Source organism: Nocardia glycosmidis (assembly GCF_052545115.1).
The window spans coordinates 197,145-218,300 of sequence record NZ_JBQWRH010000006.1 but is presented as its reverse complement, the minus strand read 5'-3'; the positions used below and the strand labels follow the sequence as shown (position 1 = coordinate 218,300).

The window sequence follows — 21,156 nt, the reverse complement described above, 5'->3', positions numbered from 1 at the left end:
AGGACGAAAACAATGTCTATCTTCCTGAACAAGGACTCCAAGGTCATCGTCCAGGGCATCACCGGCGGCGAAGGCACCAAGCACACCGCGCTGATGCTGAAGGCGGGCACCCAGATCGTGGGCGGTGTGAACGCGCGCAAGGCGGGCACCACCGTCGCGCACACCGACAAGGATGGCAACGCGGTCGAGCTGCCGGTCTTCGGCTCTGTCGCCGAGGCGATGAAGGAGACCGGCGCCGACGTGTCCATCGCGTTCGTGCCGCCGAAGTTCGCCAAGGACGCCATCATCGAGGCCGTCGACGCGGAGATCCCGCTGCTGGTGGTCATCACCGAGGGCATCCCGGTGCAGGACACCGCGTACGCGTGGGCCTACAACCTCGAAAAAGGGGGAGCGAAGGGTCCGAAAACCCGGATCATCGGCCCGAACTGTCCCGGCATCATCACCCCGGGCGAGTCGCTGGTCGGCATCACCCCGGCCAACATCACCGGCAAGGGCCCGATCGGCCTGGTGTCGAAGTCCGGCACGCTGACCTACCAGATGATGTACGAGCTGCGTGATTTCGGCTTCTCGACCTCCATCGGCATCGGCGGCGACCCGGTCATCGGTACCACCCACATCGACGCCATCGAGGCGTTCGAGCAGGACCCGGAGACCAAGCTGATCGTCATGATCGGCGAGATCGGCGGCGACGCCGAGGAGCGGGCCGCGGCCTACATCAAGGCCAACGTCACCAAGCCGGTCGTCGGCTACGTCGCCGGCTTCACCGCCCCCGAGGGCAAGACGATGGGCCACGCGGGCGCGATCGTATCCGGCTCGCTGGGCACCGCCCAGGCGAAGAAGGACGCGCTGGAGGCCGCGGGCGTGAAGGTCGGCAAGACGCCGTCCGAGACCGCCGCGCTGGCCCGCGAGATCTTGGAGAAGGCCAGCATCAGCGCCTGATCCGCACCGCGTCGCGCACGAAGGCCGCCTCCGAATTCGGGGGGCGGCCTTCGTCATGTGTGGCGGTGGGCTCTGGCTTGGGCAGCAGCTGAGCGTCCTGACCGGCCACGCGTGGCACCGGTGGTCTCTGGCGAACTTGTCCTGCTCTCGCTCCAGTTGACACGAGTCAGCCGGACGAACGGTTCACCGGCATCGCGCGATGTCATCTCCGGCGCTCCCCGTTGCTACGCACCCGGGCGGTGTGCAGCCGGCCGGCGTGAATCCTGGGCGGTCTGAATCCCGGGCGGTGTGAAAACAGCCATCGCGGGGCAACAGTTATAGGCGGTCGGTGTCTCGTTCGAGGCTGCGGGTCTGCGGGTCGCCGCACCTGTCTCGGCGGGTGCGGCAACCTGCCGGGACGTGGGCGGATCCGCTCGTCCCGGCGATCGGTGCAGGGTGACCTGGGCCGGGCGGTGCAGTAGCGTCAGCAGTGATCCAGCCGTGAAACACCATGAACGACTCGATTTAGGAGACGACGACATGTCCTACCCGACCGGGGGCTCCGGGTACAACACACCCGCGCCCTCCGCGCCATCCACTCCGAGCCCGGTCGCGGGTGGTGGTGCCAGTTCAGGTTCGAGCGCTACCGGTTCCGATGCCAAAGGTCTGCCGTTCTTCCTGGTGGTCGGCGCAGCGGCGCTCGGCGTGATCAACTTCCTACTCGGCTTCCTGCCGTTCCTGGGCAGCAAGCCGATCGATGTGGGCGGACGTCGGGTCGGCGGCGCGGAGACGGCCAACTTGTTCGAGGTGGCGTCCGGTTCGCCGCTGCTCGGACTGCTCCTGCTCGGTGGCCTGCTCGCCGTGCTGTCGCTGCTGCCGAAGCAGAACTGGATCGGTGCGGCCGCCGCGGCCTCGACCGCGGGTTTCGCCGCGCTGCTGTTCCAGACGTTCAACTTCGGTGACGGCAGCGAGTTGAAGGTGGGTGCGTACGTCCTGCTCGTCCTCGCGTTCGTGCAGGCCGTGGTCGCGATCGCGGCGGCGCTGTTCGACGCGGGCATCCTGAAGGCGCCCGCGCCGCGTCCGGCCGCGGCGGCGAGCGGTTTCGGTCAGTTCGGCTACGGCCAGCAGCAGCAGCCGCCGTCGTTCGGGCAGGCGCAGCAGCCCTTCGGACCGGGGCAGGCGGGTCAGCCCGGCTACGGACCGAGCGCCGCTTACGGGCAATCCGGCTACGGCAGCCAGGCCGCGCCGCCGCAGTTCCCGTCCCAGCAGCCGTCGCCCTACGGCCAGGGCCAGCCGAGCTACGCCCAGCCGGCGCAGCCTTATGGCCAGCCGCAGTCGCCCTACGGCCAGGGCCAGCCGACCACCGCCTACGGCGCGTCCCAGCAGCCGGGTTCGCCCTACGGTGCGCAGCCCCGCCCCGACGAGAGCGTGACCCAGCATTTCGGCGGGCAGCCGTCCGGCCAGCAGTCGCCCTACGGTTCGCCTGGCTTCGGGCAGCAACCGGGCCAGCAGAGTCAGCCGTTCGGCGGCGAGCAGGGTGGTGATCCGTCCGCCGACGCCACCCAGGCATTCCGCCCCTCGGACGACAACAAGTAAGACCGCCGCCTCCCTGGCGCGGCGGCCGCGTGGCGGGTGCTTTCCCGGCGCGCCTGAGCCGCTCGCGCCGGGGAAGCTGCCACGCTGAAAAGCCATGAACCCCAGAACCTCCTCGACGCGCCGAGCCGGTGCGTCGCGCGCGCCGCAACCAGCTACCGACGCGGACGAGGCCGGGTTCCTGTCGCTGACTCCGGAGCGATCCAGAGTTCTCATCGCGGTCGCGGCCCGTCCCGCGGCGTTCGGGCTCACCACGTTCGCCGTTCTCGTGCTGGGGACGTTGCTCACCTCGGGCAGTGATCTCGCAGGCGCCTCCGGCGCGGTCGCCGCCAGCTGGCTGGGCGCGCACCAGGTTCCGCTGGTGATCGGCAAGACTTCACTCGGCCTGCTTCCGCTGCTGCCGACCGCGCTGGTGCTGTGGTTGGCGGCGCGCGAATGCGCACGGGCCGTGGAACCGGACTGCACCAAGGCCGATCTCGGATGGATCGTCGGTGCCGCGCTGGGCGGTCCGCTGCTGGTCACCTCGGTCTGCCTGGCTGTCACCGAAGACGCTTCGGGTGTCATCGCGCTGCGCCCGCCGAACACCCTCAGCGCGTTCACGTGGGTCGCGGCGCTGCACCTGCTCGCCGCCGCCACCGGCATCGCGACGCGGATCCGACGGCTGCTTTTCGTGCTGTTGCGCCTGCCCGACTGGGCCGTCTCCGGGCTCTACGGCGCGGGCCGTTCGGTGTTACGCCTGCTCGGCTGCGCCACCGTCGTGGTGGTGGTATCGATTGGCGCGCACATCGCACGGATCGGCGACACCTATCAGTCCGCGAGTGACGCGGTGGGCGTATTCGGACTGACCCTGCTGTCGCTGCTGTATCTGCCGAACCTGGTCGTCCACGCGGTCGGTGTACTCGTCGGTTCCAGCGCGCATATCGGCGCCGCCTCGTTCGGCGTGTTCTCGGTGGTCGGCGGCCCGATTCCGGCCTTCCCGCTGCTCGCGGCGATACCCACGGGGCCGGCGCAGGGATGGTGGATGGTGCTGTTGCTCGTCCCCGCGGGGGTCGGCGTGCTCGGTGGGCTGGATTGCGCCCGCACCTCGACCGATCGGATCACCGCGCCGTGGGCGACACTGAGCTCCGCCGCGCTGGCGGCGCTCGCCTTGACGGTGGCAGGCGCGGTGGCGGGCGGTGAACTCGGCACGTTCGGCCGGATGGGGCTGGATCCGGCGATCTTCGCGGTGATCACCTTCGCCTGGCTCGCGATTCCCGGTTACGCGAGCCTGCTGTTCGCGCGCTGGTTCCTCGTGCCGGTCGGCGTCCCGCCGGCCGACTACACCGATCCGTACGACGACTACGACCGGGACTACGACGACCCGGCCTCCGACTACGACGCGGGGAACGACTACGACGCGGAGGACGACTACGACGACGACCGCGACGACCGCGTTCTCGACTACGACCGCCCGGCGCTGGAAGGTGCCCTCGACGCCGAGCTCCTCGACGAGCCGACCACGGTCGGGACCGGCCACGCGCGCCGCGGCGCCCTGACGGCTGAGATCGTCGACGCCGAGGTGGTGGAGACGGACCTGCCGGATGGTGACCGGGTGGACGGTCGTTAGGCTCTAACCCGGCGGTGCCGCATCAGCCCGCCATCCGATCGATCGCAGGAGTAGAGCGCTGACGTCCTCGCACGCCCCGTGGAAGCCCGCAGCGGCGCCGGCCACCGTCGTCGTGCTGGCCTCGGGCACCGGCTCGTTGCTGCGCGCGCTGTTCGACGCGGCGTCCGCTCCCGGCTATCCGGCGAAGATCGTCGCCGTGGGCGTCGACCGCGACTGTGCCGCCACCGACCACGCGGATGCCGTGGGCGTGCCGCATTTCCGGGTGGCGCTGAAGGACTTTCCGGACCGCGCCGAGTGGGATGTCGCGCTCACCGCCACGGTCGCAACCTACGACCCGGACCTCGTGGTGTCGGCGGGCTTCATGAAGCTGCTCGGCCCCGCCTTCCTGGACCGGTTCGGCGGCCGGATCATCAACACCCACCCCGCGTTGCTGCCGGCGTTTCCCGGTGCGCACGGTGTGCGTGACGCGCTCGCCTACGGCGCCCGGGTCACCGGCTGCACGGTGCATCTGGTGGACGAAGGCGTGGACACCGGCCCGATCCTCGCGCAGGAGCCGGTAGCGGTGCTGCCCGGTGACGACGAGGCCACCCTGCATGAGCGCATCAAGATTGTCGAGCGACGGTTGCTGGCGGAGGTTGTCGCCGCTGTCGCCACGAGAGGCATTGTCTCCGACGGACGAAAGGCAGTTATCCCAGATGAGCGAGTTCTCCGGTGAGTGAACGCAAGCCGATCAGCAGGGCGCTGGTGAGCGTCTACGATAAAACGGGTCTCGTCGAGCTCGCGACCGGCCTGCACGCAGCGGGCGTGGAGCTGGTCTCGACCGGATCCACCGCGGGCAAGATCGCCGACGCGGGCATTCCGGTGACCAAGGTGGAGGACCTGACCGGGTTCCCGGAGACCCTCGATGGCCGGGTCAAGACGCTGCATCCGCGGGTGCACGCGGGCATTCTGGCCGACTTGCGCAAGCCGGAGCACGTCGATCAGCTGGTCGAGCTCGGCGTGCAGGCGTTCGAGCTGGTCGTGGTGAACCTCTACCCGTTCACGCAGACCGTGGCGAGCGGGGCTGGGCCCGACGAATGCGTGGAGCAGATCGATATCGGCGGGCCGTCCATGGTGCGTGCGGCGGCGAAGAACCATCCCTCGGTGGCGGTCGTCGTCAACAGCGGCGACTACGACAGCGTGCTCACCGCGGTGAAATCCGGTGGCTTTACGCTGGCCGAGCGGACTGCCTTGGCGGCCAAGGCTTTCCAACACACCGCCAGCTATGACGTCGCGGTCGCCAGTTGGCTGACCAATGTGCTGGCCGCAGACGGCGAGGCCGACGCGACGACCCGATTCCCCGAATGGCTCGGCGGCACCTGGGAACGCTCGGCGGTGCTGCGCTACGGCGAGAACCCCCATCAGGCCGCCGCGCTGTACACCAGCGCCGACGGCGGTCCCGGGCTGGCGCAGGCGCGCCAGTTGCACGGCAAGGAGATGTCGTACAACAACTACATCGACTCCGACGCCGCCTGGCGGGCGGCTTTCGACCACGATGGCCCGGCCGTCGCGATCATCAAGCATGCGAACCCGTGTGGTATCGCGCTCGGCGCCGATATCGCCGACGCCCACCGCAAGGCGCACGCGTGCGATCCGGTCAGCGCGTTCGGCGGAGTGATTGCGGCGAACCGCGAGGTCACCATGGAGTTGGCCGAGCAGGTCGCGGAGATCTTCACCGAGGTGATCATCGCGCCCTCCTACGCCGACGGCGCCGTGGAAGTGTTGCAGCGTAAGAAGAACGTGCGCATTCTGGTCGCCGAGCCGCCGCGGCGGGCGGGGGCCGAACTGCGGCCGATCAGTGGCGGTGTGCTGCTGCAGCAGCGCGACGTGCTCGACGCCGCGGGCGACGACCCGGCCGGCTGGACCCTGGCCGCCGGTGAGCCTGCCGACCCGCAGACCCTGGCCGACCTGGTATTCGCCTGGCGTGCCTGCCGTGCCGTGAAGTCCAACGCGATCCTGCTCGCACACGACGGCGCGTCGGTCGGCGTCGGGATGGGGCAGGTCAATCGGGTGGACGCGGTCGGTCTCGCGGTGCAGCGCGCCGGTGACCGGGTCAAAGGATCGGTGGCCGCCTCGGACGCCTACTTCCCGTTCCCGGACGGCCCGCAGGCCCTGATCCAGGCCGGTGTCCGCGCCATCGTCCAACCCGGCGGCTCGGTGCGCGACCAGGAAACCATCGACCTCGCCCGCGAGGCCGGTGTCATCCTGTACCTCACCGGGGCGCGGCACTTCGCCCACTGAGACAGGGCCGGAGCAAGAAAGAAGCCGCGCCGGGCCAGTGGTCCGGCGCGGCTTCAGCCGTCCGCGATGCTGAGCTCGAGCTAGACCGCGCTGAGTACCGTACGGTCGGCCAGCGGCGCTTTCAGCGGGACCTCCAGCGTGCCGAACACCGCGATCATCGCGCACATCCGGCCCACCGCGTCGGCGCGGCTACCGGAGCGCAGCTCGACCGTCACCGTCGAACCGGTTTCGGTAGCCGTAGCATCCACGCCGTAGCACTCGGGCGTCCCGGTTTGGAAGTTCACGGCTATCTTGTTGTCCGCCAACCTGGTCCACGATTGGAAGGTGATCGGACGCGCGCCGACGATGGTCGGGTCGGCGGTGAACACAGTGCCCTGGGCGCCCTTGGGCGCCTCGACGGGTGTACTCGGCGCCGCGGTCTGCGTCGTGCTCGGGTTCGGTTGTGTCCCGGTGTCCTTCGATTGGCCGCAGCCGGTGGCTGTGAGGCAGGCGAGCGCTACTGCGACGGCGGCGACAGAGCGTCCGGCCGGTTTCCGATCCATACCGCAACCCTAGTCCCACGTGCGTTCGCCCGCGTCGACGGCAAACCCCGATGCCGCGCGGGGTCTCTCGTCTCGAAGTCGGCCTACCGGCTGGTGAACGGCAGCAACGCCATCTCGCGGGCGTTCTTCACCGCGACAGCGACCTGGCGCTGCTGCTGCGGGGTGAGGCCGGTGACCCGGCGGCTGCGAATCTTGCCGCGATCGGAGATGAACGTGCGCAGCAGGTTCACGTCTTTGTAGTCGACCGTCTCGATCCCCGCGGCGATGAGCGGGTTCTTCTTCGGACGACGGGCCTGTTCGGCGCGAACCTTCTTCGACGGTACTCGCTTGACTGCCATATGACGGGTTCCTTCTCACGAGATCAGTGGTTATCTACCAGCTCGATTTGTGCACACCGGGCAATTCGCCCCGGTGGGCCATCTCGCGCACACGCACACGGGAGAGTCCGAACTTTCCGGAGGGATGACCCCGCGGTCGTCCGTCAGTGACGTCCCGATCGCGCAATCGTACCGGACCGGCGTCTCTCGGCTCCGTTTCAGTTCGGCCTGGCCGGCCGGCCGATCGGCGTCCGAGGTACCCGGCTTCCGGATGATTTCCGCCAATTCGGCGCGGCGCTCGGCCAGCGCGCCACGATCACCCTGTGCTGCTGACACTGTAGCTGCCCGCGGGAGTAAATGGAAATCATTATCGAAAATGTCCTTGTGGTTGGTCGCGCGCGCCCGAGCGGGAGGACTCGTTCGGGGAACGGCGGGCCGATCCGGGCGCGGATGGCGAAAACCGCGGCCCGCGCAGTCGACGCCGGGCGAGCCCCAGGGGGGGAGGCGAGATGGTTTCTGTGGCGATCGACAGTCGTGTGCACTTCGATGAAGCCGGGTGTGCGGCGCTGGCCGAACATGCTTGCCCGATGAAGATCGCTAGATATTTGCTATATGTGGCGGCGGGTGCCTCGATACTGGGTTAAGCCGTCCGAATTCTTCTGTTGGCAGGATTGGTGGGCAAGTCGAAATGGCAAGATAGCAATTATCTAGCTAACTAAAGTGGCTCGAACGTGTCGCATTATTGCGCCCAGCCCGGTTGCGATCGGGTAGCCATGGAGTGAAATACGTACTGAGGGTTCGTTTTTGGCGGCGTAAAAGTCCGCTGAATATGATGCGCCGACGGCCGGATGCAGGTACTCTCGTGGTCGAGGGCGGGTTCTCCTGGTTTCCGGGAGAACCCGCTCATCGCCACTCTGACTGCCCTTCGCCGATCCCGGTTTCTCAATTCTGTTCTCCCGCCGCCGATCTGCGCGCAGCTGTCGGCTGTGGCGGTGTGCGACTGGAGTTTTTCGAGGTCAGCTCCGCGGGTCCGGTGTTCCCACCGGCTCCGGCCGCTCGCTGCCGTCCGGTCCGCGTAACCCTGGGAAGTCTGCCAAGAGTGCCTCCAGCCGCGCGAGTTGTTCACCGACCAGCGCGGCGGGGCCTTGGATCAAGGAGAGCGGCCATGGCCAATGCGGCCCGTCCAACCGCTGTACTTGCTCGGTCAGCTCCGCCGTCGTCGCCTCCAGTTCGCTGATCTCGATCCGCAATTCGCCTATTTGCGTTCGCAACTCGGTGGATTGGTGCTCCAGTTCGCCGATCCGCGCCAACGCGAGGGCCAGTCCGTCCACCAGCGTCCGGTGCGCGCCGTTCGCGTCGATGCCCAACTGCGGCCAACCGGACAGGCCGGGCCCGCGCAGCTGAATCTGGATGTCGCGCAGCACTGCCTCTTGTTCCGGCGTCACGTCGAGGTCCTCCCGTTCAACGAATCCACTGGCCGAAATCGACGGTCTCGGCCTCAACATCGCAGCGAACGCCGCCACGGGCCCGTGTCCGACGCGGCACGCGTCCGACGAATCGGCGGGAACGAGCAGCTTGCCGCCGGGCTCGCCCGCCATCGACCACCGCGACGACGAACCCGCCGCGAACCTGGACGCCCAGCGACCTAGCCCAGACCGAAACGCACGGCTCCCACTGTAAGTCGAATGGGCGGCTGATTGCCCCGCATCGCTGAAACGACCGACCGCTCAGCGAGAATCGCGGCAGGTGGGCCGACCGGCATTGCCGCGGACACAGATCCGCCGCGGCGCGATGCGCCGCGGCGAGCGATACCGGGTCAGCGCGCGGGCTCCAGCTTCGGCCGGCGCTGTTTCGGCGGTGCGGCGAACTCTCGGCGGTCCGGAGCGATCAGCACCGCGGAGATCGGTACGGTCAGCGACAGCAAGCCGATGACGAACATCGGGAATACGAAGTCGAACAACTCCATACCCTGCGGCACCTTGGCCGATCGGTTCACCTCGAAATGCAGTGCGGCGAGCGCCGTGTAGTACGTCGCGACCACACCGACGCTGAACAGCAGCACCGTCGCGGCGCGGGCCAGCGGGAGACGCACCGACTGGAACAACCAGAGCGTCGCCGTCGCGGTGATCACCCCGATCGCCGTGGAAACGACGGCCAGCCAGCTCGTCACCTGGACCGAGCCCTGAATTTTGATCGAGCCGATGCCCAGATAGTTCGACAGACTGTAGCCGAGGCCGAGTACCAGCCCACCGGGCAGCAGGAGGATCAGGCGCGGTGTGCGGCCGATGATCAGCAGCGCGGCCAGGACCGTCACGATCGAGACCGCCAGGGCCGCGATCAAGCGGCCCGAGTCGAAACGGATCGCGCTGCCCGGCACGCGCAAGCCGAGCGCGGCTACCGAAATGGCCAGCCACGACCCGATACCGCCGAGCGAGATCGCCGCGGAAACAATCCATACGAGCCGGAACTGGACCGAACGGGCGCTGTGCAAGAGACATGCGAGGCCGACCACCGCGCCGAGCAGCGCGATACCCAAGGTGAGTCCGGCCAGCCAGTAGCCGAGTGCGAACTGATCGACGGACGCCCTGGCTCCGTCGCCCGCGGCCAGCGTCGCGACCTCACGCATGCTGGGAGGTTCCTTCCAGTTCGCTCGCCTTCAGCTGTGCGATCGCGTACTCGGTCACCGCGGCCAGCGCCTGACGCACCTCGATGGCGCTGCGGGCGTCGATATCGACGATCGGCACGCCCTCGCGGACCGACAGCGCCTCGCGCAGCTCCGCGATCGGGAAGCGCGGCGCGTCGGGAAAGCGGTTCACCGCGATCAGGAACGGCAGCTTACGCGCCTCGAAGAAGTCGACCGCGGCGAAGCTGTCCTCCAACCGCCTGGTGTCGATCAGCACCACTGCGCCGATCGCGCCGCGGATCAGGTCGTCCCACATGAACCAGAAACGTCGCTGGCCCGGTGTGCCGAACAGATAGAGCACCAGGTTGCCCGGCAGGATGATCCGGCCGAAATCCATGGCGACCGTGGTGGTTTCCTTCTCCGGCGTCTCGGCGAGATCGTCGATGCCATCGGAGTAACGGGTCACCATCGCCTCGGTGCGCAGCGGAACGATCTCCGACACGGCACCGACGAACGTGGTCTTGCCCGCACCGAAGCCGCCCGCGACGACAATCTTCGTCGAGGCGACCCGGCTCTCGAAGCCGTCCGGCCCAGGGGCGTTCCCTGTTCCGGTATTCCCACTTGGCCCGGGAATTCCACTGGGCCCCTGATTCCTATAGGGCGCGGAGTCCACGCAATGTCCTCTCCATCAGCGAACGTCGCTCGTCATAGCTCGCCTCTTCGGTCAGGGTCGAATGCACGCGCATGGTGCCGTCGACAACCAGGTCGCCGATCACCACCCGGACCATGCCGAGCGGCCGGTCCAGATGCGCCGCGATCTCCGCGACCGACAACTGATGCGTACCGAGTCGCAGTATCTCGGTGCGGATGTCGCCGGTCGGCCAGTCGGAATGTGCAGTGTACGACAAGGTTTCGACGACTGCCTCGAGTGGCAGGTCGATCGCCGGCTCGGTACGCCCGGAGGTCAGGGCATATGGCCGGACGCGGGTAGCTGGTCGTGGTCCGGGGCCGTATGGGTTGGACATCTCCACACTCAGACGGCGGTACGGGCGGTGGCGGTGACCACCGAGCCCACCCGGTCGACCAGCAGCGCCATCTCGTAGCCGATGCGACCGATGTCGTGTGACTTGTTCGCCAGCACAGCCAGGTGCGAGCCATTGCCCACGCTCATCACCAGCAAGTAGCCGCGCTGCATCTCCACGATGGACTGCATCACCTTGCCACCGTCGAACAGGGAGGCCGCACCCATGGAGAGGCTGGCGAGTCCGGCGGTGACGGCCGACAGCTGCTCGGCGCGGTCGCTGGGCAGATGCGGGCTGGTGGCCTGCAACAGACCGTCCGCCGATACCAGTACCGCGTGGGACACGCCGGGCACATCTCGGGTGAAGCGGGCGACCAGCCAGTTCAGATTCTCGTCCGTGGTGCTGTTGTTCGCGTTGGTCATGCGAGCCCTCCGTCGTTGTACTGCGCATTGGCCCGCCCGCTGCGGACCCCACTGAGATGCCTGGTCAAGTTGTTGCGAATTTCTCCCGGATCCCGCGCTGCGGCGTCCTCCGCCGGCGCAAGGCCGCCGGGCACCAGCTGGGCGCCCGGCCGGCGAATCGGCAGTCCGCCGACGGTGCGCGCGGTGGTCGTCGGATGACTGGCATCCTCGGCGGCCAGCCATCCCGCGTCGCCGGGCGAGGACCACGCGCTGTCCGGCGATTGCGAGGTCGAGGGCTCGACCAGCCATTCCGAGACCATGCGTTGATAGATCGGGGTGGGCGAGGCGCCGGCGACCGGCTGCAGCCGGGACGAGGTGATCGTCGCGGGTTCGGGTGCCACCTCCTGTGGTGCGTCGACGGGGGCGGTGGACGGCTTGCGGATCGGCAGGCCGGACCGTGCGGTGGTCTGTGGTTCGACGGGTTCCCGCGGCACAGTCGGGTTCGGGCCGGTGATCGGCTCGTCGTCCTGGATTTCGGTCCACAGATCGGTGCGCGTCTGGTGCTGATCGACCTCACCGGAGCGCTCCCGCCCGGTGAGCGTCGGTGGACCGAATGGACCGGCCGGGGTGCGGTTGGTCTCCCCTGCGGAGCTGAGCACCGGCCACGGTTGGGTGGACGGCTGGTCTGCGGGATCGACCGTGCGGCCGACCGGCGTCGAGACCGCGGGCTGGTCGGGGGCGTCGGCGATGCGGATGGCCGGACGACGCTGCGGCAGGCCCGAACTCGTCACGCCGAAGCGTGCGGTGTCGCGCTGCGGCAGACTCGGCACCGGTACCAGATTGCGCGGCTGCGCACCGGTGGGCGGTGCGGCGAGCGCGGGCAGTTGATGCTCGGCGGTGATATCGAGGAGCTTGCCCGACGGGTCGGTGGCGTCCAGCGGCGGCGCGACCAGAGCGCCGGGCAGGTGCACGCTGGCGGTGATGCCCGGCTGCTGCGCCAGCGTCGAGGTACGGCGCAGACTGACCGTCATGGTGTGGCGTTTGGCCAGCCTGCCGACGACGAACAGACCCATCCGGCGCGCCGTCTCGACGGTGACCTCGCCACCCGAGGCGAGGCGGTCGTTGGTCGTCTGCAGGTCTTCCAGGGACATGCCGAGGCCGCGGTCGGTGATCTCGATCAGGTAGCCGCCGTCCACCGCGCGCGACACCGTCACCGTCACCGGCGTGGTCGGTGGGGAGTAGCGCAGGGCGTTGTCGATCAGCTCGGCGAGCAGGTGTTCGATGTCGACCGCGGGCTCGCCCGCGACGACGCCGTCGGGCACCGCGCCGATTTCGACTCGCTGATAGTCCTCCACCTGGGAGACCGCGCTCCAGAGCATGTCCGACAGGTGCACCGGGTGCAGCTGGCCGCGGCGCAGCGCGGTGCCCGCGAGCACGAGCAGATTGTCGCCGTTGCGGCGCATGCGGGTGGCGAGGTGGTCGAGGCGGAACAGGCTTTGTAGTCGGTCGGTGTCGTCCTCGTCGTGTTCGAGGTCCTCGATCAGCGCCAGCTGCTGCTCGACCAGCGATTGGCTGCGGCGGGAGAGGGTTTCGAACATGTTGCCGATCTGCAGGCGCAGACGGGCCTGGTCGGCCGCGAGGTTGAGGGCCTGCTCGTGGATCTCGTCGACAGCGCGGGCCAGCTGGCCGATCTCGTCGGTGGTGTGCACCGCGACCGGGGTGATTTCCGGTGTGGTGCCGCCCGCGCGCACCACGGCGAGCTCGTCGGGCAGCTTGATGTGCGCGACCTCGAGCGCGTCGCGCCGCAGGCGGCGGACCGGGACGACCAGGGTGCGCGCCACCGACAGGGCCAGCGCCAAACCCGCGAGCAGCATGCCGATGACGATCGTCGTTTCCCGAAGAGCGCCGTTCTGCGCGGCGCTGGTGCGATCGGCGAGGGCGCTGTCGATCATGTCGATCAGTTGCGCGGTGGTCTTCTCGTAGGTGTCCGCACTGACGTCGAGCGAATTCAGCACGGCGGGATTGGTCGCCGGGTCCGCGATGTTCTGGCTGAATGTGGCGAGCCGGGCTTGCACCGCGTCCAGCAGTGGGCGCATATTGCCCGCGGAATCGGGCAGGATCTGCCCGTACTGGTAGATCATGGTGATCTCGGCGCCCGCGGCGACCAGCACCCGGGGCCGCACACTCGCGTTGCGGCTCGCGTCCGGCGCGCCGATCACCATGTGCTGCTGGGTGAGCACGCGCCGTGCGGTCTGTACCGAGGCCAGCTGCAGGAAGTACCGCTGGATCACCAGGTCGTCCACGGAGGGCGACAGCGCGAGCGCGTTGCCGATGCGCACCATGATCTCGTCGGACTGCTCGAAGATCATCGCGGGCGAGCCGTTGCGCAGGCTGTTGCGCATTGTGGTGCCGGTCGCGATGGCCGAAGCCAGCTCGGAGGTCACCCGCGGGCTCGCGGCGGTGGTCTGCAGTGCGGCTTCCAGCTCGGCCAGCGCCTGGTCGAACTTCGTGAGCGCCGCATCGGTCTGCGGGTCGGCGGTGTTGCCCGCGCTGGCTGTCGCGATGACGCCGAGTTGCTCGGTGGCCGAGCCGAACTTGACGATCGGGCGGATGATGATGGCTTGTTCGCTTGCCGCGTCCAACTGCGTCATGGTACGCAGTTCATTGCTGATTCGGAGCACGGCGAAGACGGCTGCCAGCAGCACCGGAAGCACCAGCACCACACCGACCTTGCGGGTGACCGACCAGTTCGACAGGCTGAATTGCCAGGACTGCGGTGCAGCTTCCATCCGCTTCTGTCGCCTCCGCTTCACCAGTGACCTCGGTTGCGCGTGGCTGTTGGAGTATTGATTCAACGCGCAAAGAACCGACTAGAGGTCTTCTTTTTTACCGCACGGAACATACCGTGCAGAGTGGTCATCGGCAATCCGGGGGAGTCGGTACCCATATTGCCGAATATGGCTATAGAGAACAAGTTTCGCAGCCTAATGTATTAGGGACGGGGCAACTGGTCGGCACTGCCCCGGGAACACCTGGTCATCCGGGGTCGGCGCGGTGGCGCGGCGAGGGCTGCGCGCGCGGACTCGCCGCGGCGTGTCGGGGGTGGCCTCTCAGTTACCTCTCAGTCGCTGCGGTCAAACTGGTGGCATGCGCATTCTGGTAGTCGACGACGATCGGGCCGTCCGGGAATCGCTGCGCCGATCGCTCACGTTCAATGGCTACTCCGTCGATCTCGCGGTGGACGGGGTGGACGCGCTGGAGAAGGCAACTGTCCAGCGACCGGATGCGCTCGTACTCGACGTCATGATGCCCCGGCTGGACGGGCTCGAGGTCTGCCGCCGGTTGCGCAGTACGGGTGATGATTTGCCGATTCTGGTTCTCACGGCGCGAGATTCGGTCTCCGAGCGGGTCGCTGGGCTCGATGCCGGAGCGGATGATTATCTGCCGAAGCCCTTCGCGCTGGAGGAGCTGCTGGCGCGGCTGCGGGCCCTGCTGCGGCGCACGGCCGCCGATCCGGGCGAGGCATCCGAGGCGATGAAGTTCGCCGATCTGTCGCTGGACCCGGTGACCCGCGAAGTGTCCCGCGGTGCACGGCCGATCAGTCTCACCCGCACCGAGTTCTCCCTGCTGGAGATGCTGATGGCGAATCCGCGCCGGGTATTGACCCGCAGTCGCATTCTCGAGGAAGTCTGGGGCTACGACTTCCCGACCTCGGGAAACGCGCTCGAGGTGTACATCGGTTATCTGCGCCGCAAGACCGAGGCCGAGAGCGAGCCGCGACTGATCCACACCGTGCGTGGCGTGGGCTACGTGCTCCGCGAAACACCACCGTAGGCCGGTTTCATGGCACGGACAGCTCCTAGGCGACCGGTAGTCGCAGCGCTGGGCCAGCGGCCGACCGAGTCCGCGGACATGCGGCCGCCGATGCCGCTGACCCGCTCGGTCTCGCTGCGGTGGCGGGTGACCCTGCTGGCTGCGTCCGTGGTGGCGATCGCGGTGGCCGTCACCTCGATCGCGGCCTACGCGCTCGTGGCGCGCGCGCTGTACGCCGACGTGGACGCCCAGCTGCGCAGCCGCGCCAGCGCCGTGATCGCCAGCAATCCGTACGGATTCAACATCCAGAACCTGATGATCGCCTCCGCCTTCTACGACGACACCGGCATCGCATTGATCTATCCCGGCCTCGAGCGCTATTCGCCACCGCAATCGACCGATCCGCCGGTCGGCGTCCAGGAGATGGACGTCGCGGAGGGCGAGCAGAGCTCCTCGCTGCGCACGGTCGGCAGTCAGCGAGTGCTGGCCGTGCACACGAATTCGGGTGCCACGCTGGTGATCTCGCAGCGACTCGACCGGACCAGGGAGGTGCTCGACCGGCTCGCGTGGCTGCTGTTCGTGGTCGGCGGCTGCGGTGTCGTGCTGGCCGCCGCCGCGGGCACGGCGGTCGGGCGGACCGGACTTCGGCCCATCGCGCGGCTCACGGCCGCCACCGAACGCATCGCCCGCACCGATGATCTGACCCCGATCCCGGTGACCGGCGACGACGAACTGGCGAGGCTGACGGAGAGTTTCAACACGATGCTGCGCGCCTTGGCCGAGTCACGCGATCGGCAGCGCAGGCTGGTCGCCGACGCCGGGCACGAATTGCGCACGCCGCTGACGTCCTTGCGAACCAATATGGAGCTGCTCATCGCGTCGAGCCGTCCGGGCGCACCCCAGCTACCCGACGAGGACATGGCAGGGCTGCGCGCGGACGTCATGGCCCAGATCGAAGAATTGTCGACGCTGGTGGGCGACCTGGTGGATCTCGCGCGCGAAGACGCGCCGGAAACCGTCTACGAACGCGTGGATCTGGGCGAAGTGGTGGAACGTGCGCTCGAGCGCGCGCGCCGCCGCCGCACCGGCATCGAGTTCGTCGCGGACCTGCGGCCCTGGTTCGTCTACGGGCACGACGCGGGTCTGGAGCGCGCCGTGCTCAACGTTCTGGACAACGCGGCCAAGTGGAGCCCGGCCGGCGCGCAGGTCCGCATCGTCATGCGGGAGAGCGGTCCAGGGCTGCTGGAACTATCCATCGACGACGCGGGTCCCGGAATTCCCGCAGCCGAGCGCGAGCTGGTGTTCGAGCGGTTCTATCGGATCACCTCGTCCCGCTCGATGCCGGGTTCCGGCCTCGGCTTGGCGATCGTGAAGCAGGTGGTGACAAAACATGGCGGCACCATCGCCGTCGATACCTCGGAACGCGGTGGCACCGTCGTTCGTGTCGTGCTGCCGGGTGAGGCCGGAACCCCCGCGTCCGATTGAACGTAATACCGCCCGGGCGGCATCCCTTTCCACCACAATGGGCCGGTTCGGTGCGAAATATTCACCGGCATTCTGCGCTTTGCGACGATCGTTTTGCTGCATCATTTGAGACATCGAGTTACCAATGGTTCTAACGTTGGTTTCGCCGGACAGATCTCGGAAAACTGAAAGCGCGATCTCAGTCCGCTCTCAGTCGCGGTGATCAACCTGGTCGGGTGAGCGTGCGCGAGCGAACCGATTACGGCGCGCAGCCGCTTACGACGGCGTGCAGCGGCAGCGAGGTGACGTCAGCACGCCGGCGTGCCGGCGACTGGCACAGCGTGTCATGTGCCCGGGCGCGCCGAGCGCAGGCGAGGTGACGACGTGAGCAGAAACGAGGAGTCGATGACCGAGGATTCGAAGGATCGACCGGAACCGGGCAGCGGTGCCGGATCGGACCGCCAGCCGACCGGGCAGATCCATGACGCGCCGTCCGACCCGCGGTCGGCGGGCGCGCCGCGCGGCGGCAGTTTCGGACCGGGGGAGGCGCACACGTACGGTTACGGCCCGCAGGGGCCGCGGCATTCGACGGCGCAATACCCGCCACAGCACAATCCGACCAACCCGTTTCCGGGATACGCCGCGCCCTACGGTAATCCGCACGACGGCGGTCACGTGGCTGCACCGCCGCGGCGTCCGGTCCGCACCGGCCTTGTCGTGGGCGCGGTCGCGCTCGCCCTGGTCAGCGGCGGCGTCGGCGGCGCGGTCGGCGCGCTGGTCACCCGCCCCGACAGCAGTCGCCCGCCGGTCACCAATGCCTTGGAGGCTCCGAAGCCGAACATCAGCAACGCCTCCACCGCCCCGGCTGGTTCCACCCAGGCGGTCGCGCAGAAGGTGCTGCCCAGCGTGGTCATGATCAAGGTCGCCAGCAGCAGGGCCGAGGGCGAGGGGTCCGGCGTGATCCTGTCGTCCGACGGGCTGATCCTGACCAACAACCACGTGGCCTCCGGCGGCGGCCAGAACGCCAAGATGGAGGTCGTCTTCGCGGACGGCAGCACCGCGCCGGCAACGCTGGTCGGGGCCGATCCGGTCTCCGACCTCGCCGTCATCAAGGCCTCCGGCAGGAGCGGTCTCGCGCCGATCGAGCTCGGTACGTCGGCGGACCTGCAGGTCGGCCAGTCGGTTGTCGCGATCGGCTCGCCGCTGGGGTTGGCGGGCACGGTCACCACGGGCATCGTGTCGGCGCTGAACCGGCCGGTCGTGACGTCCGGTGAGGGCAGCGACGCGAGTCCGGCAGTCAGCCCGGTGATCGATGCGATCCAAACCGACGCCGCGATCAACCCGGGCAACTCGGGTGGCGCCCTGGTGGACGGCAACGGCAAGCTCATCGGCATCAACACCGCCATCGCGACACTCGGGCCCGCCGACGTCGTCGGTGGCCAGACCGGATCGATCGGACTCGGTTTCGCGATCCCGGTCGATCAGGCGCGCCGGGTAGCCGACGAACTCAGCAAGACCGGACGAGCCACCTACGCCCAGATCGGGATCACCGTTTCGCGCCAGCAGGACCCGGCCCAGCAGGCTTCCGGCGCGAAGGTTCGCGACGTCACGCCGGACGGCCCCGCCGCTCGCGCAGGCATTCCGCCGGGTGTGGTCGTGACGAGGATCGACGATCGCCCGATCGATTCCGGAAACGCGCTCGTCGCCGCGGTCCGGTCCCACCAACCAGGAGACAAGGTGAAAGTCACCTACACCGATGAGCGAGGCGGCAACAGCAGAACCGTCGAGGTGACCCTCTCCGGCGCGCCCGCGGAAGGTGGCCGATGATGCGCGCGTCGCGCGGTGGACACACGCCGCTGGTCGACATCGACGCGAACGTGGTCGGCGCGGCCGCCGAGTTGCTCGACGCAGGCGCTACGGTGAGCAGCATGGAAATCGATGCTCCTGTGGCGGGGCGTGCTCTGGTGGTGGTCGTCGACGATCGAACGGCGCATGGAGGTGTTGACTCGCTCGGCCCGCTGGTCACCGAGCTGCTCACCGAGGCGGGTTTCCTCGTCGACGCGTCGGTGTCGGTACAGGCCGATGAGGTCGAGATCCGCAACGCGCTCAATACCGCGGTGATCGGCGGGGTCGATCTGGTGATCTCCGTCGGTGGTACCGGGATGTCCCCGCGTGACGTCACGCCGGAGGCCACCACTCAGGTGCTCGACCGTGAATTGCCGGGAATCAGCGAAGCATTGCGTTCCTCGGGCCGGGTGGCCGGTTCCTTGGACGCGGGTCTGTCCCGCGGGGTGGCCGGCGTATCCGGAAGCACCCTGGTGGTCAACCTGCCGGGTACCAGGTCAGCGGTCAGAGATGGCATGGCGACCCTCGGGCCGCTCGCCAGCCGGGTGATCGGCGAACTGTCCGGATTGGTCGAGTAAATCACCGCCCATACTCCCGCCGAGATCCCTCGCCCAGCGGTGCGCCGGGTGAGGGATTCGGCGCGTCTGGCGAAGTTCTTCGGCGACACTTTGCCCGAGACCACCAGCGACGAGCGCGGTGCCGAGGGCGGTGCCGAGGACTACGACGACTGGCTGCGCGCTCAGGTTCCCCCGCATCACGGCTGAGTCCGTTACCTACGTAGCTGCTACGTATTTTGGGTCTGTTTCTTGTGATCTTTCGGTGACATTCCCCGCTCGAAGCTGACGCAAACGAATTCTTTACGGTCCTGTCGCGTATGTGGCATTGGCTTCTCCTCTCGCTTTCGTGACTCGATCGGCTGTCGCCGTATCGCATTTATGCACGTCAAGTGATATTCAAATGTTCGCACCTGTGATCTACATCACTCTTGCCTTTATGAACCCTCCGTTGCGGCTGCCGTTATCCAACGTTTAATGTCCCCATCGAGCCATGCAACATTTGGACCACGCAGGGCCCGGGAATCGGCACGTATGAGGCCGCTCGGCGGAACTTGGCTCGTTCCGTACCAGCTGGTACGTTGCGCCGAAATAACGGCCGGTTACACATCGGCAACAGAGGAGCGACAAACTGAGCTGGGCCTGAGAGGACCACGTCCAGCCTCGATGGTCGAGGTTGACTGTTTGAACCTGATGAGGGGAAGTATGAGCGAGAACCGCACCCTGCGCCGCGGTGCCCGCGTCGCAGGCATCGGCGCTGCCGCGGCCGTTGCTGTGGGCCTGCTATCGACCGGTGCTGCCAACGCCGACACCTTCGTGCCGTTGCCGGACGGCCAGAAGGTTGGTCCTGGCGTGACTATCACCAGAAACGGTGAACGCGCCCTGATTTCGCCATCGCTCGCTGCCAACGGCGCCGGTCGCGTGGTCTGGGTTTCGGGTAATGCCATTGCCGATGTCGCTGTGACGCCAGAGGGCGAGGTCGGTCCGACCAATGGTCCGACGGGTAATCCTGGGACCAACAACTCTTCGACGCATGGTGCTTCGCAGTTGAGCACCGGCTACATCGTGGGCTGCCAGATCAGCATTGCCGACGACGCGATTTCGGCGGGTGTGTCGGGCAGCGTGAATCTGAGTGGGGCCAGTGCCGGTGGTTCGATCGGTATCAACCTCGGGCCCGGCGAGGTGAAGTTCGTTCAGATCGATTACAAGGACATTCTGAAGCCGGGTGTGTACTCGGTGGAATATCAGGATGCCGAGATTCAGATCCAGGGCTGCGCGGGCTATGCCCAGGCGCGTTCGTACACGGTTGTCGAGATCATCGGCGATCACTACTCGAAGACCACCCTCTACGGGATGCCGTTCAGCATCGGCTGACGTCTGTCGAATCCAACGAACCATCCTCCCGCTGAAGCGGACTCAATCCTCGAGGGATATCAACCATGATCAACCGTAAGAACCTGGCACGGATGGCCGGCATCGGCGCCGCTGCCACTATCGCTATGGGCCTATTCTCCACCGGTGCCGCGAACGCCGACACTTTCGTGCCGTTGCCGGGTGGGGAGCTCACCAAGACGTTGTCGGATGGCACTGTTGTGACCGTCCGTCTGGTCGGTGAGTCGGCGAATATCAATCCGTCACTGGGCTCGACGCCGGTGCACCGCAATGCGTGGGTGTCCGGTAGCGCGCAGGTCGAGCTGTCCGGCGCCGCGGGCGGCAGGATTTTCCCCGGTTACACCGTTGGCTGCCAGGTGAATATCGCTGGTGGCGGTGCGACCGGTGGTGTGGACGGCAATGTGGACTGGAGCGGCCCCCAGCTGACCGGCGGTGTCGGTGCCAACAGCGGTGGCAATCTGTCGCTGGGTCCGGGTCAGGCGAAGTCGTTCTATGTGCTCGATCTGGAGAAGGCTGATGACTTCGGTGGCGAGTCGCACAAGACCTCCAATACGTTCAAAGGCACCAGCGGTTCGGTGACGTGGTCGGACGAGACCATCGGTTTGAACGGCTGCGGTGGCTACGCGCAGGCGCGGGCTTTCGTCAGCGTTGAGGTCGACACCGAGAACGTGGTCACCTGGGTGACCCTGTGGGGCCAGCCCTTCAGCCTCGGCTGAGCGCGGAACACCCACCGCACAATCCGAAACGGGCCCGTCGTCATCACGACGGGCCCGTTTCGTGGCCGCC

Annotated in this window: 20 protein-coding genes and 1 pseudogene; 12 read left to right on the top strand and 9 right to left on the bottom strand. The window is 67.7% G+C overall.

From position 1 onward, the window contains the following. The first annotated feature begins 12 nt into the window (after positions 1-12). The 5 genes from sucD to purH all read left to right on the top strand — a co-directional run bounded on the left by sucD (position 13) and on the right by purH (position 6,397). Positions 13-939, top strand: a complete 927-nt coding sequence (gene sucD, locus ACT86A_RS10390) for a succinate--CoA ligase subunit alpha (protein WP_445091818.1) — start codon at positions 13-15, stop codon at positions 937-939. Positions 940-1,458: 519 nt separating this feature from the next. Continuing rightward, positions 1,459-2,514, top strand: a complete 1,056-nt coding sequence (locus ACT86A_RS10385) for a DUF5336 domain-containing protein (protein ID WP_445091817.1) — start codon at positions 1,459-1,461, stop codon at positions 2,512-2,514. 94 nt (positions 2,515-2,608) lie between these two features. Further along, on the top strand, positions 2,609-4,117 hold the full coding sequence (locus ACT86A_RS10380) for a cell division protein PerM (protein WP_445091816.1): 1,509 nt from the start codon (positions 2,609-2,611) through the stop codon (positions 4,115-4,117). Positions 4,118-4,175: 58 nt separating this feature from the next. After that, the gene (gene purN, locus ACT86A_RS10375) at positions 4,176-4,832 is read left to right on the top strand and encodes a phosphoribosylglycinamide formyltransferase (RefSeq protein WP_445091890.1); all 657 of its coding nucleotides are present in this window, start codon (positions 4,176-4,178) and stop codon (positions 4,830-4,832) included. Continuing rightward, on the top strand, positions 4,829-6,397 hold the full coding sequence (gene purH / locus ACT86A_RS10370) for a bifunctional phosphoribosylaminoimidazolecarboxamide formyltransferase/IMP cyclohydrolase (RefSeq protein ID WP_445091815.1): 1,569 nt from the start codon (positions 4,829-4,831) through the stop codon (positions 6,395-6,397). Before purN ends, purH begins: the two co-directional genes overlap by 4 nt. 80 nt (positions 6,398-6,477) lie before the next feature. On the opposite strand, the gene ACT86A_RS10365 is transcribed toward purH, so the two are convergent. The 9 genes and pseudogenes from ACT86A_RS10365 to ACT86A_RS10325 form a co-directional block, all read right to left on the bottom strand. Then, complete coding sequence (locus tag ACT86A_RS10365; RefSeq protein WP_445091814.1) at positions 6,478-6,939, bottom strand: hypothetical protein; 462 nt, start codon at positions 6,937-6,939, stop codon at positions 6,478-6,480. An 83-nt stretch (positions 6,940-7,022) separates the two neighbouring features. Continuing rightward, the gene (rpsR, locus tag ACT86A_RS10360) at positions 7,023-7,277 is read right to left on the bottom strand and encodes a 30S ribosomal protein S18 (RefSeq protein ID WP_445091813.1); all 255 of its coding nucleotides are present in this window, start codon (positions 7,275-7,277) and stop codon (positions 7,023-7,025) included. A 34-nt stretch (positions 7,278-7,311) separates the two neighbouring features. Beyond that, positions 7,312-7,624, bottom strand: a pseudogene (rpsN, locus tag ACT86A_RS10355) (30S ribosomal protein S14). Between the two features lie 648 nt (positions 7,625-8,272). After that, a complete protein-coding gene (locus ACT86A_RS10350; RefSeq protein ID WP_445091812.1) occupies positions 8,273-8,701 on the bottom strand; it encodes a hypothetical protein in 429 nt (142 codons plus the stop codon). Between the two features lie 371 nt (positions 8,702-9,072). Beyond that, the gene (locus ACT86A_RS10345; RefSeq protein WP_445091811.1) at positions 9,073-9,882 is read right to left on the bottom strand and encodes an MHYT domain-containing protein; all 810 of its coding nucleotides are present in this window, start codon (positions 9,880-9,882) and stop codon (positions 9,073-9,075) included. Next, on the bottom strand, positions 9,875-10,432 hold the full coding sequence (locus tag ACT86A_RS10340; RefSeq protein ID WP_445091889.1) for a GTP-binding protein: 558 nt from the start codon (positions 10,430-10,432) through the stop codon (positions 9,875-9,877). The genes ACT86A_RS10345 and ACT86A_RS10340 overlap by 8 nt, the downstream gene beginning before the upstream one ends. A gap of 100 nt (positions 10,433-10,532) precedes the next feature. Continuing rightward, on the bottom strand, positions 10,533-10,904 hold the full coding sequence (locus tag ACT86A_RS10335) for a DUF742 domain-containing protein (RefSeq protein ID WP_445091810.1): 372 nt from the start codon (positions 10,902-10,904) through the stop codon (positions 10,533-10,535). Between the two features lie 8 nt (positions 10,905-10,912). Next, on the bottom strand, positions 10,913-11,323 hold the full coding sequence (locus tag ACT86A_RS10330) for a roadblock/LC7 domain-containing protein (RefSeq protein ID WP_039801134.1): 411 nt from the start codon (positions 11,321-11,323) through the stop codon (positions 10,913-10,915). Next, complete coding sequence (locus tag ACT86A_RS10325; protein WP_445091809.1) at positions 11,320-14,091, bottom strand: sensor histidine kinase; 2,772 nt, start codon at positions 14,089-14,091, stop codon at positions 11,320-11,322. The genes ACT86A_RS10330 and ACT86A_RS10325 overlap by 4 nt, the downstream gene beginning before the upstream one ends. Positions 14,092-14,449: 358 nt before the next feature. On the opposite strand from ACT86A_RS10325, the gene ACT86A_RS10320 reads away from it, so the two are divergent. From ACT86A_RS10320 to ACT86A_RS10290, 7 genes are all read left to right on the top strand, one after another. Then, positions 14,450-15,136: a response regulator transcription factor gene (locus tag ACT86A_RS10320; RefSeq protein ID WP_445091808.1), complete on the top strand. Its 687-nt coding sequence runs from the start codon at positions 14,450-14,452 to the stop codon at positions 15,134-15,136. A 78-nt stretch (positions 15,137-15,214) separates the two neighbouring features. Next, entirely contained in the window at positions 15,215-16,600 is a 1,386-nt protein-coding gene (locus tag ACT86A_RS10315) for a HAMP domain-containing sensor histidine kinase (protein ID WP_445091888.1), read from the top strand. A 384-nt stretch (positions 16,601-16,984) separates the two neighbouring features. Continuing rightward, positions 16,985-18,406, top strand: coding sequence for a S1C family serine protease (locus tag ACT86A_RS10310; protein WP_445091807.1), 1,422 nt, complete (start codon positions 16,985-16,987; stop codon positions 18,404-18,406). A 101-nt stretch (positions 18,407-18,507) separates the two neighbouring features. Then, positions 18,508-19,002, top strand: a complete 495-nt coding sequence (locus ACT86A_RS10305) for a MogA/MoaB family molybdenum cofactor biosynthesis protein (protein ID WP_445091887.1) — start codon at positions 18,508-18,510, stop codon at positions 19,000-19,002. A gap of 48 nt (positions 19,003-19,050) precedes the next feature. Next, complete coding sequence (locus tag ACT86A_RS10300) at positions 19,051-19,188, top strand: hypothetical protein (protein WP_445091806.1); 138 nt, start codon at positions 19,051-19,053, stop codon at positions 19,186-19,188. A gap of 495 nt (positions 19,189-19,683) precedes the next feature. Continuing rightward, a complete protein-coding gene (locus ACT86A_RS10295) occupies positions 19,684-20,352 on the top strand; it encodes an MspA family porin (protein ID WP_445091805.1) in 669 nt (222 codons plus the stop codon). A 65-nt stretch (positions 20,353-20,417) separates the two neighbouring features. Then, positions 20,418-21,086 (top strand): MspA family porin, encoded by a 669-nt coding sequence (locus ACT86A_RS10290; RefSeq protein ID WP_445091804.1) that lies wholly within the window; start codon positions 20,418-20,420, stop codon positions 21,084-21,086. The last annotated feature ends 70 nt before the right edge of the window (positions 21,087-21,156 follow it).